12 protein-coding genes are annotated in these 11,204 nt (G+C 50.0%); 5 read left to right on the top strand and 7 right to left on the bottom strand.

Annotated features, from left to right (window positions below; genetic code table 11):
- Together FJW00_RS01235 and FJW00_RS01230 are read right to left on the bottom strand one after the other, a co-directional pair.
- A partial coding sequence (locus FJW00_RS01235; protein ID WP_140922886.1) for a DUF943 family protein occupies window positions 1–305 on the bottom strand: 305 nt, incomplete at its 3' end.
- Window positions 302–1,144, bottom strand: coding sequence for a YPO3983 family protein (locus FJW00_RS01230; RefSeq protein ID WP_140922884.1), 843 nt, complete (start codon window positions 1,142–1,144; stop codon window positions 302–304). The genes FJW00_RS01230 and FJW00_RS01235, both read right to left, overlap by 4 nt.
- 1,375 nt (window positions 1,145–2,519) lie before the next feature.
- Between FJW00_RS01230 and FJW00_RS01225 the strand changes: the two genes are divergently transcribed.
- Window positions 2,520–3,308, top strand: coding sequence for a PD-(D/E)XK nuclease domain-containing protein (locus FJW00_RS01225; protein WP_140922882.1), 789 nt, complete (start codon window positions 2,520–2,522; stop codon window positions 3,306–3,308).
- A gap of 193 nt (window positions 3,309–3,501) precedes the next feature.
- Window positions 3,502–4,314 carry a DUF2971 domain-containing protein gene (locus FJW00_RS01220; protein WP_181405331.1) on the top strand — a complete coding sequence of 271 codons (813 nt, stop codon included), beginning with the start codon at window positions 3,502–3,504 and terminating at the stop codon, window positions 4,312–4,314.
- A 282-nt stretch (window positions 4,315–4,596) separates the two neighbouring features.
- Here the strand turns inward: FJW00_RS01220 and FJW00_RS01215 are convergent, their stop codons facing one another.
- Genes FJW00_RS01215 through FJW00_RS01195 form a run of 5 tightly spaced genes read right to left on the bottom strand, consistent with a single transcriptional unit; the run spans window position 4,597 to window position 8,317 of the window.
- Window positions 4,597–6,927 carry a phage/plasmid primase, P4 family gene (locus FJW00_RS01215; protein ID WP_140922878.1) on the bottom strand — a complete coding sequence of 777 codons (2,331 nt, stop codon included), beginning with the start codon at window positions 6,925–6,927 and terminating at the stop codon, window positions 4,597–4,599.
- A 14-nt stretch (window positions 6,928–6,941) separates the two neighbouring features.
- Entirely contained in the window at window positions 6,942–7,265 is a 324-nt protein-coding gene (locus FJW00_RS01210; protein ID WP_122889760.1) for a DUF5375 domain-containing protein, read from the bottom strand.
- A complete protein-coding gene (locus FJW00_RS01205; protein ID WP_140922876.1) occupies window positions 7,262–7,486 on the bottom strand; it encodes a hypothetical protein in 225 nt (74 codons plus the stop codon). Before FJW00_RS01205 ends, FJW00_RS01210 begins: the two co-directional genes overlap by 4 nt.
- Complete coding sequence (locus FJW00_RS01200; RefSeq protein WP_140922874.1) at window positions 7,483–8,022, bottom strand: host cell division inhibitor Icd-like protein; 540 nt, start codon at window positions 8,020–8,022, stop codon at window positions 7,483–7,485. Before FJW00_RS01200 ends, FJW00_RS01205 begins: the two co-directional genes overlap by 4 nt.
- Before the next feature lie 28 nt (window positions 8,023–8,050).
- Entirely contained in the window at window positions 8,051–8,317 is a 267-nt protein-coding gene (locus FJW00_RS01195) for a helix-turn-helix transcriptional regulator (protein WP_140922872.1), read from the bottom strand.
- Between the two features lie 531 nt (window positions 8,318–8,848).
- On the opposite strand from FJW00_RS01195, the gene FJW00_RS01190 reads away from it, so the two are divergent.
- The 3 genes from FJW00_RS01190 to FJW00_RS01180 form a co-directional block, all read left to right on the top strand.
- Window positions 8,849–9,124 carry an ogr/Delta-like zinc finger family protein gene (locus tag FJW00_RS01190; RefSeq protein ID WP_111208338.1) on the top strand — a complete coding sequence of 92 codons (276 nt, stop codon included), beginning with the start codon at window positions 8,849–8,851 and terminating at the stop codon, window positions 9,122–9,124.
- A 17-nt stretch (window positions 9,125–9,141) separates the two neighbouring features.
- Window positions 9,142–9,954, top strand: a complete 813-nt coding sequence (locus tag FJW00_RS01185; protein ID WP_140922870.1) for a phage polarity suppression protein — start codon at window positions 9,142–9,144, stop codon at window positions 9,952–9,954.
- A 352-nt stretch (window positions 9,955–10,306) separates the two neighbouring features.
- The coding region (locus FJW00_RS01180; RefSeq protein WP_507236331.1) for a DUF8370 family protein at window positions 10,307–11,204 on the top strand (898 nt) is incomplete at its 3' end.

Genomic DNA, 11,204 nt, shown 5'->3' with positions numbered 1-11,204 from the left:
TCATATTTACCCAACTCTTTATAACCATCCCCAAATAACCAAATAGTCAGGTAAAAATGACCGTTTCTATCAGGTTTTGGAATGCCATATTTATCATTTAACATTTCCTTGTTTTTTAACCACCAGTTGATTTTTCCTTTATCAGTTGGCGGGAAGCTATTGACCAGAACATCACTGAAACCACTACTTCTGTGATGAACGGCTATTATATCCACGGGGCGCTGAGACAACCACAGCCAGTAGCTAAGTAGCACGCAGCCAGCCAGAAAGAACAGAGCGATAATTATCTTTTCTTTTAGTCTCATTTGCGCATTCCAGTAATTTCCAGAGTTGTTTCCACATTGGTCATGAATGGTTTGAAGCCAAACTGATTGTATCGCTGTAACACGAACCAGATACAGAAGAAATGAAACTGACTGAATTTTGTATTCAGAATATCATCACTATCCAGACCGAAGTGATCCTGAACTTTGTAATGTACCACTGCCCGGAAACGATTATTATTAATATGCAGTGATTTTATGGTGATGTGCGTTGCCCAGGTATCATGAACGGTGATACCCATGCCGTTAAAATTATCCTGGAATCTGTCGAATTTAGGCAATTTACCACCTGATATGGCTTCATACAGCTTTGCCTTTTCAGTAGATGGATAGATGCTATTTTGCCAGTCAATATTATCTTCAAGCGCTTTCTGCAATAATAGACGTGTACTGTTTCCCAGCGAGTTATCATTGATTATATGTTCTTTTAGAGCCTGGTTCAGCGACATATCATGGAAGGGCGTACCATTGCCGTTCTGCATGTGCGTGATCATCTTTTTGATCAGATGACTATAGGGCCCGTAAAAAGAAAATTTTCGGGATAATGAGCGGAACTCATCAAACAATAGAGCAGCACACTGCTGGCGGGTAATCTTTTCACCCTGGCCGCGCACATTGCAGCAAAACATGGATTGTGGACGATCCATTGAGGAACGCCGGGTAAGCGTCCAGGGATCAACCCGGTCAGAAATGTAATCCAGCCGGTACTGAGACTTTAGCTGTGCTTCGGTCAGATCGCCGCAGCGCATGTCTTTAGCGCCGTAATCGTCCATCCACTTTTGGGTTTTGAATATGGTGCAGGGAAAATGTAATGCAGCCATGATTTTACATTCCTTGTGTAATCATCCGTGGTGCTCTTGGCAGTAAATAATACGCTGTTAGAGGTCAGAGTGTAAACACCATATAGCCTCTGCCCTTCATTTTTACAGATGCACTTTCGAGGATATGAGCTGATTGATTCTGTATAACACGATAATTAGTAAAATCAGTAAATGATGAGCTTTTAATAAGATGAAGGCTGAAAATGTACGGCTTATGGGTATAGATGCAATGATAGTGAACATGAGCATCGCAGTAAGAAAACTTCGGTAACTGACCGCCAGTCTGCGCCATCTTCCATGGTGCGCTGAAGGGGTAATCTTCTTTTTACTCCTCTGATGATGACGGACTGGTAATCAACGCCTGCATGACAAGGCTGCATATTGCTGGCCTGATGCAGAACGTGAGGCTATCTTTAACTGATATGACCTGACCCTGTTTGAAGAATTGATTTTGCGAAGAACAGAACAACCGTATTCTCCACGTGGCCAAAGCGGGATTTCGTTTCGGGAACTCTTACTTTTCATCACCGGACTCCATTTTTTCAGGATTTTCAAACAATAAAACTTCATGAGGTGGCTAAAAGATTAGGATTTGATTAGTTGTATTTAGACTTTAGAGGACAGGTTGAGGGCCCAAAAAAGCCCACATGATTTGTGCCGTGCGGACTCTTAGGACTTCATTGGATGAATCTGGTAATCACCGAGCTGGCGGAATCTGTATTTATAACTTATCTTTATGAATATAAATAAAAAATCTGAATTAATTTTAAGTGCGTATACCAAAGCGTATACCAATTAGTTTTATTAAGACGTATATGGAGTAGGGCACAGCGTACTTCCTCAGATCAAAATTGTTTACCTAATGCACATTTAATGTTACTTGAAGTAGATCGCAACGCTGAAATTTTGTACCTTTGAAATTCATTCCCGATAACTGCTTACGTTGAGCAAAGCAGTGGATTTAGGTTAAGCCATGTTCTTTATGAGCAAAAGCAAGCATAGAACCGTTGGATACAAATCACAGCAAAAATAAGAAAACATTCCTTTCTTATTGAAAGGTAAAAATTAAATAAATCGAATAGGGGCGCGCCCGGAACTTGACATTTTGCACTTCCGGGAATTTTTTCCTGCGTGGTTCCGGCGATCGAACAGCCAAATGCCGCAATGTGCCTCAGCATAGGCCTACAGTACACTACATATATTGATGATGTCAGTTAAACATGATACCAGATGTAGGATTGTGGTTGCAGCAAACTGAGATGCGGGCCACTTGACAGAATGGCCGTAACATCCAGTTTAAGGGATGGAAGCCAGACATGGTAGAATTCCTATATACACAGATCTTGTTACCCAACTATTTAGCCCGGATGGCACTATGACAAAGCAAACCCTAGTAGAAAGATTTAAGGCGCTTGAGCAGGATTATGAAGCATTGCTTTCTACAAAATATATTGACCAAAATGTTCTCACTCACAAAATGGAAACTTATGTTGATTCTGGTAAATACAAAAACTGGATTGCCAGAGTAAAAAAGTTAATCGAGGACAGCTACGGAAAACAGTCAGACTATTATAACGACTTTAATACGGTAAGCAGTAGCTGGTCTACTAATTATAATACGCTGATAAGAAGTTATAAGCCGTTGTTTGATGCTGCGAGAGATGACCTTTCGCACTCCGCAGTCAGTGCTGATACATCTGTGGAGGGTTCAGCACTGGGTCTCGTATTGAATATTTTGAACAGGTTTCCGGCCTTTGTCCGTCAATTAAAGAGACGATATAATGGCCGTGCGCCGCTTGAAGTTAACGATGAGTATGACGTGCAGGATTTGGTTTATGCGCTGCTGACTTTGCACTTTAATGATATCAGAGCGGAAGAGTATACCCCCAGCTTTGCGGGCGCAGCTTCAAGACAGGACTTTCTTTTGAAAAAAGAAAAAATTGTGATCGAGGTGAAGAAAACCCGTGAATCACTGGGAGCCGGTAAGGTCGGCGGAGAGCTACTTATTGATATGGCCCGCTACCGCGCTCATCAGGACTGCGAAACGCTGATATTGTTTGTGTATGACCCTGATGGTTACATAAATAACCCTTTAGGTGTGAAAGCCGATTTGGAATCTGGAGATGCGGAAGGAAAGGTGAAAGTGGTTATTGCGCAGTTCTGACACAGTAAGTATCAATCTGAAAATTAAAGTTTGCCACAGTGCCAGTGGGTTGAAAATAACAAAAGTTGGCAGGCCCGAAACTGGAAAGAATACCTATTATTTCCAGTGTGGATTAAAGTAGCGCTGCATGATGTCAGGAATCAACGATATAATTGGTTTATAATGATTGACCTCTCTATATAGGCTGATGCGAATGAATAAGATATACCACTACACCGACCTGAACGGACTCAAGGGTATCGTTGAGAATCATTGTCTTTGGGCGACCAATGTACATTTCCTTAATGACGAAGAGGAAATGAATCATGGGATTACTGCTTTCGAAAATGCACTTAAACATCTGAATGAAGATCTGAGTGAAAAAAGCATCAGTATCTTAAGGAATACATTATATGGGCACCAGTTATTTCGGGGGAAACATAATTATAATATCTCATTCTGCCAGAACTCAGACCTGCTTAGTCAGTGGCGAGGCTACGCCGCATCGCAGGGGGTATGCCTGGAGTTTGACAGTGAAGAGTTAGAAAACTCCCTCGATTTTCGTGGTTCTAATATTTTATCTCAGAGAGTTTTTTATTCCAGCCCTGATTCTACTCTGGAAGCGAAAACGGAGATTCTAAATTTTTTACAGCAAGAGAAAATTATTGAGGAAAGTATAGGGAAGCCGCTTTTTGAATATGCAGGTGCTAATGAAATTATTAATAGATTAATACCGTTTTTCAAGCACGAGAGTTTTCGGGAAGAAAGCGAATACCGGATTATCATACAACCGGATGTAAACTCAGCACCGGTTAAGTTCAGGGTAAATCAGCACGGTCTCATTCCTTATCTTGAAGTAAAGGCAAGCACAGATAACGCTACTAACGGACGCCTGCCCTTAAAAAGCGTAAAGATCGGCCCCTGTAAAAACCGGGCGTTCATGAAGCAAGGTATTGAGTTTCTTCTTCATTACAATGGATACATAAAAACAAAAATTTCTTACACTAGTGCGCCTTTCCGTGCTTGACCAAAAGTTAAACTTATTAGACAGGATGACTGTAACGTCCAGTGATTAGAAATAAATGCAGATCCGCTTACGACACATAGCGAAACAAATAGATCATTCGCTCGTTAAGAAGGGGGAACGCCTAGAAAAAGATTTTACAGAAAACCCTTCACACTATTCACTCTGCGATTTTATATATATATCAGATGATTACCCGATGAATGTTAGGTGTAGGGTGAAGGATATTATTCATCACCGGTGAAGTTCAGGCATAAAAAAACCGGCTTTCGCCGGTTACAATAGTCATGCTGCTGGAGGGGCATCGCACTTCGGCAGCCAGTCGGTGCTGCTTTCTTCCGTCAGGTCAAGGTTGGTCTGCACCCCAAGTTTTGTCCGGCGCTTCATGTAGTGTTGTCCGTACTCCCGCATAATACTTTCCAGCGACAGGCCGAACATCTTCATGCTGAGCGGATTTTTGTAGCCGTTGGCCTCCATATAGGCCAGATAGGCGTGATAGAGGTAACGCCTGGGCTGAAGCGGCCTGATGCTGGCGTTACCCATATAGAGTGCATTTGGCTCGGGCGTGGTGAACAGGTAGCCGCAGAAGTCGACCATCGGATCTGCATCGCGCTTGATGCGCATTGCCTCGTCAGAATTCTGCTGCGACTGAAGCAGCGACCGGGCCTGCTGCGGCTGGCTGAACTGCTGCATCAGCTGGCGCACGATAACGGCCAGCTCTCCGCTGATTTTTTCCTTCAGCTGCGGGTCGCGCTCGTCTGCCGGGATAATCTCCGGGAAGTGCAGTATCACCCGGCGGCGCGACACGCCCCCGCTGCGGTCGGTGAAGCGCATCGGGTTGTTGTTCACCGCCAGAATCACCGCCGGAATGTGCGTTGAGTAGGCGTCGCGGTACTTCGGGTCCACGGAAACCGCATCGCCGCCGGTAATCGCCTTGATGCCCGCGCCGTCGCCGCTCCACTTTTCCTGGTCAGGCAGGATAATCAGCGAATAGCCAATTACCGCCGCGCGTTCGCGCGACGACTCCAGCGTTTCGATGGTCGCGGAGGTGGTGTTGTCCGTTCCGGCCAGCATGGTGGCGATTTCCGCCATAATGCTCTTGCCGCTGCCGCCGGGACCAGTGACCTCCAGAAACAGCTGCCAGTCATAGCGGTTCGCCAGCACCATAAACAGCGCGGCCAGAATGATGTCACGCTTGGCCGGGTCCCGTCCGGCGGCGCGGTCCAGCCACTGCCAGAAGTGCGGCGCATGGTCTGCCAGCGTTTCTCCCTGAACGGGATTCGTGTAGTCCACCTCGCTGACCGTGCGCAGCCAGAAGTCTTTACTATGCGGGCTGAAGCCGCCGGTGCGGGTATCCAGTACGCCGTTACGGAATCCAATCAGGCGGCGCGCCGGGTCGGCCTGCTGCGGCAGCATCAGCTTCAGCGTCTCCACCACGCCCGAAATCTTGCCCGCCGAAAACGGCGCGCGCAGGCGCTGGAACAGCTTCGCCACGTCCCGCTCAAACTGCTTACCGGAAATTACCTTCCATGCGCCGGAACGGTAACGTGACAGAATTTCTCCGCTGGCGTCCACGGCCAGCGCGCTGCGGTAGTGCTCCGCCACGCGCTCCGCCTTCTCACTGGCGCTCATGGCCGAAAATTCCGCCTCGCTCATCACGTCGAACGGACTGGCGGCGGGCGGCATGGCGGCTTCGGCCAGCGCCCGCCGGGTGTTCTCATCACCGTGCTGCATGAAGGCGTCATTCCAGTCACCGAACACCGGCGGCAGGGCCACGGCGGCGCGACTGGCTTCGGCTGCCTGCTTTGCTTTAGCCTGGCCGTCGCCGTTAAGGTCGCGGTCGGCGGCAATCAGCAGCGGCAGCGCGGCGTGCTTTTCACGGGCAAGGCCAGCCAGAGAAAGGAGGTTGACGGACGACAGGGCAATCCACACCTCATCCCCGGTCAGGTTGTGCACCGTCAGGCCGGTGGCGTAGCCCTCCGTCAGCCAGATACGCGCTGCCGGTTTACCGGTGCTGAGAACGTGGCATGCGCCTTTTACCTGGCCGCCCTTCAGCGTGCGCTTTTCGCCCGCGGCGTTAACCAGCTGCACGTTCACCAGCTGGCCGCCCGTATCGTGCAGGGGAACGAGCAAATCACCGGCACGATAGACAGTGAGCGCGACTTTCAGCGGCTTTGCCAGCGTCAGGCAGGACTGCTCCGGCCAGCCTTTACGGGACAGGTAGGCGTTGCCGGTTGCCTGCTGCGCGGTGCTGACCAGCTGCCGGGCCTGCTTCGAGGCGGCGGCGCGTGCGGCTTCGTTATTTTCGCCCGCGCTGGCGACAGGCGTGCTGTCCATCGGTGACAGGCTGCCGGTCAGGCCGTTTACCCGCGCGGCGGCTTCGGTCAGGCTCAGTGAGAGGGCCTTTTTCACCAGGTCCATGCCGTCACCGGCACCGCACTGATTACAAATCCACGTGCCGCGTCCCTCCTGGTCGTCAAAGCGGAAGCGGTCGGTTCCGCCGCATACCGGGCAGGAGGTATGGCGGTTCTTTACCACCTTCACGCCCAGCGCGGGCAGGATGCGGGGCCACTGGCCCCGCGCGGCTTTTGCCGCGTCTGATACGGTCATTTTCATTGTTCTTTTCTCCCTCAGTGCAGCACCGGCGCGTCTTTGAGACGCCCGCAGAGTTCATCCATCACCACCTGCCCCAGAAAGCTCAGGCACGGGGCCGATTTCAGCGGCCCGGCGGCCAGCAGGTCGTCGAGCAGCGCGCAGGCAATTTCCTGACCGCGCTGGCGTCCGTGCTGGCGCAGATAAAAGCCTTCCAGCTCGGTTTCAATGGCGTGTTCAAGGCGCGCCAGCGTCAGGCCGGGGTAGCGCTTCTGTTCGCGGCAGACAGTCAGCCAGGCGCAGGCCACCGCGCGGCGTGAAAGCGCGGACCGCAGTTCGGGGGAAAGGGTACGTGTGCTCATGGCTCAACCTCCCCGTTCATCCAGCCGTCCTGACAGCGGTTTACCACTCCGTCCAGTTGCTCGGTGATGAGGAAAATCAGTGAGTTCAGCTGCGCCTGCTGTGTGGCCGGTGGCTGTTCGTGGCACTCCTGAAGCAGGGTCATGTCGCTGATAAAGCGCCCGGCGTTGCGCAGGTGTTCAAGGCGTAGCAGGTCGGCGTGGGAAATGGTGGCGTGATTCATGCGTGCACCTCCCGGACCGGCAGGCGGGCAGCAAGGGACAGTACGTAATCGCGGGCCAGCGGCAGGCGGGCGGCGCGTTCGTCAGCGGCAACGGTGCGGAGCATGTGGATACGCTGCTGGCGCTCGGTACGATGCACGGCGGCAAAGACGAAAACAAACTGAGGGTATGGGGAATTAAGGACGGTAGCCATGATGGCAGTCTCCAATGTTAGTAGCTTACAGCCACCACCGGAAACGCCAATTTCACTGGTGGTAGCCCAGACGGGGTTGGCGTAACCGGCAACATTGGAAACCGGCGCTTCGTGAGAAGCCCCCGCCTGAGCCACCATTACGCGGTAGGTACGACAGATACAGAACCGTCGCCCGAAAAATGGGTGCATCAGGGCACAGACACAAAAAAAGACGCAAGGCGCGTCTGGTGTCGCCAACGTTGTATTCAGGACGCCAATCCCGGCTGCCGATTTTGCGACAGCGTAAAGACTGTACCAGGGAATGGCCCCGGCGTGCAAGCCGGGGAACAAAGGAAAATGCAGCATGGCGGAAAATCTCAAGAGTTGGTGGAGATCATGCTGCACGTTCCTGACCGCGTGCGGCGATGCGTGCATTCATCCATGCGCTGACCTCGCTGGCAAGCCACGCGACGTTCTTGCCGCCAAGCGATACCTGCGCCGGAAAAGCACTGCGGCTGATGAGGTCATAGATGGTTGAGCGGGACAGGCCGCAGACGTGGATCACTTCCGGCAGGCGCATAAAGCGTTCCTGGACCGGGAATGATACCGGCATGGCAGGGGCCGCCGGGGCGGATGAATGAGCGTTTAAAGTCGAGTGCATGAGCTACCTCTTAGGTGTCCGTGAAGCGCCGCACAGGTGTGTACGGCATCGGGTAGCTCTTTATTTTGCGAATATTTTTGCCGGTGACAACAACAGAAATCTGTCTGACCGGACGCATAAAAACCACACAAAAAATACGTGTACGTGAATAGCACCAGACTGCACCAAAAAGTACTGATAAGGTTTTATCCAATAATTTTAGGTCCAATATAAGGAAGCCTTTAAAACCAATCGTTCTAAAAAATTAATAAGGCCAAAACCTGCTGATGAACGATGGTGAACAGAGGGTGAAGGATTACTTTTTCGCTCTTCACCTCTTAATTTACTGTATTTACTATTTTTTTCTCTCTGGTGAAGAATAGTGAAGGATTTATATAAAACTGAAAGCTGATAACAGGCTTCAGTGAGACCTTTTCCTGGCTCGCCAGAAGTAATGCTTTTGTCTGGTCCGTCATACAACGCCCTCTGGTAGAAGCCGCTGTGCCAGACCCGGCACAATTGACTTACTGAAACCAGCCGACAGGAAACGAGATGGCCCTGAAATGTCCCGAATGTGGTCAGGTAGCCCACACCCGCACCAGCGCTTATGAAGCGCCCTCCGTAAAGCGTACCTGGTACCAGTGCCAGAACCTCGACTGCTCCTGCACCTTCACTGCGCTGGAGAGCGTCGAGAAAATCATCATGAAGCCCCACAGGCCCGCATTAGTAGAGCCGGAACGGCAGAATGATGTGCCGGTTCGCCAGCCGCAGACGCTGGGCCGCTATGGTTCAGCCAGCGCCCGCAAAGACCGCCACGCACAGCCCTGACAGAGAGGAAAAACAGCATGACACAGCAGCAGATGACCGACGAACAGGTTCAGGCCGCCGGTAACCGTATCGGTACGGCGCAGGCCAGAGCACAGCGCCCACTTAAGGAAGCCGGATGGCTCCTCCGGTTACCCGAGGCCGATGTTATCAGCCACACCACCGAGCTGGTAAAGGGGCTGTCCTCTGAGTGGCGGTTGCGTATTGAAGACCTCAATACAAAGATGCTGGCCTGGCTGGAGGCAAGACGGGCCGAGAACGCCGCCGGTGAGAACCTCAGCGAGCTGCGCCAGCGTAAAGCCGAAATGGAGCAGGCAAGCCGGGACAATCGGGCACGCTTCCGTGAACTACTGGGACAGAATGGCGGCAGCGTCACGCCGGAGATAAAGGCGCTGCGGGCGGAGTATCTGGAGCAGCAGGAAACGGCATCAGACCTTGCCGGGCTGATTGCCGAAAAGGAAAAGCAGCTGCCGGTTCTGGCCGACGTGACGGGGCGCAAAGCTAATGCTTATGTCTTCTGTCATGAGGGCATCACGGATGAGCGCATTGATACGCTTATTGATGACTTCTTTATCATTCACGGCGCAGAGCTGAGCAGCCTGCTCAGGATGAAGTACAGCCAGTTTGAACGGAACGGCTCAACGCATGCACCGGGAGTTATCGAAGGCGCGAACGATGCCGACACGCTGTACCGCGTATATGTCCAGAACCTCATTAACCGATGGACGAGCGTAAATCAGCCGCTGATGTTCCGTGATGACGTGCTGAGCGTGAGCGGTGCGCATCCTTTCCGGGGAGCCAGAACCGACCGCCGCAAGCGTAAACTTTTCTGAGCCGCAGACTCAGGAACTCACCGAAGCCCGGCCCGTGCCGGGCTTTTTTACGTCCATTGCGTGAGTGCATGTCTATGCTGCATGAAAACGCATGAGTCTCCGGCACTCGGGAACGGCAGGCAAGGCCAGCAGCGGCGCGGCTCAGAGCCAATCATGCAGGTGCATGAAAACCGCTGCATAAAGCGGGCAGGCGTGGCGGGGCTACGAGAGCGCGCAATGAGCTTTTGCACTCGAGCTTAAAGTCCTGCGAGAATATCTTGCTATCTAATACATAAGATCTTGTGATCAATTCACCTTTGCTATAGAAAGTAGGAATACTCTCATTTTTGAAACTATTGTAAAGGAGTGTTTCATGCGTTTTTCAGAAGCTTTTGGAGTCGAAGGCAGACAAGTATCATTAGATTTCATTGATATACCTCTACATACAGATTTGAGGTTTTTTTTAGATCCAACGTCTATAAAGGCTCTGAAATCCCATTGGGGAGGTGATTTAGTAACTGCGTTACAGAGCTATTTTGCAGACATAATGGCATCTATAAAGAATTCCGATCTGAAAAAAGCTGCTTATTTATTATCATCGCTTAGAGAATCTAATGCGTTTCATTTGGGGTATTCAACAAAAGAATCATCGGGAACCGCTCTTGGTGATAAAACTGCTGAATATATTTTAGAATCACTCAAAAGTAGTGAGGCAGCGAAATCGGGGTTATTAACAGACCTCGAAGATACAGCTTTAACTATTCCTGGTATTGGATCTGATCGAATATCTGATTCAGTTTGCAATATTATAAAAATTTTTTTAATAAAATACACAAAGGATATTTGCGATTTTTACTGCATTAAGACGGAAGAAATCACAGGTATTAAGGTTTGGGATGAGGCTACAGGGAGGTGGCATAAAAAAAGCTTCCAGCTCCCCGTTTATGAAAATGAAGAGATAATTCTTATACCTAAGATACTTGCACGTGAAGAAATGATGTATTCACACCGAAAATTTTATAGCCGTCATATCATCCCTGAAATGAAAAAGGAGTTTTTAAACTCTGGTTCAGCATTAGTTAAAGTGTTAAGAGGGAAGGAGGTTGTTACTACTAAGAGTATTATTGAAGAATACGGTCAGACTAAAGGATTTATAGAAACACAGCTTGTGAAATTTCCTGACTCGTTGAAAGAATATAAAGATAGCTTTAAAAGCAATCCTCCTAATCCACTTGCTCATAGCGAGTTAGATAAGGATAAAGATCCAGTAA

Origin of the sequence: Pantoea anthophila, assembly GCF_006494375.1 — a bacterium.
In the GTDB taxonomy this organism is placed as follows: domain Bacteria; phylum Pseudomonadota; class Gammaproteobacteria; order Enterobacterales; family Enterobacteriaceae; genus Pantoea; species Pantoea anthophila.
This window is presented reverse-complemented; position numbering and strand designations above follow the sequence as displayed.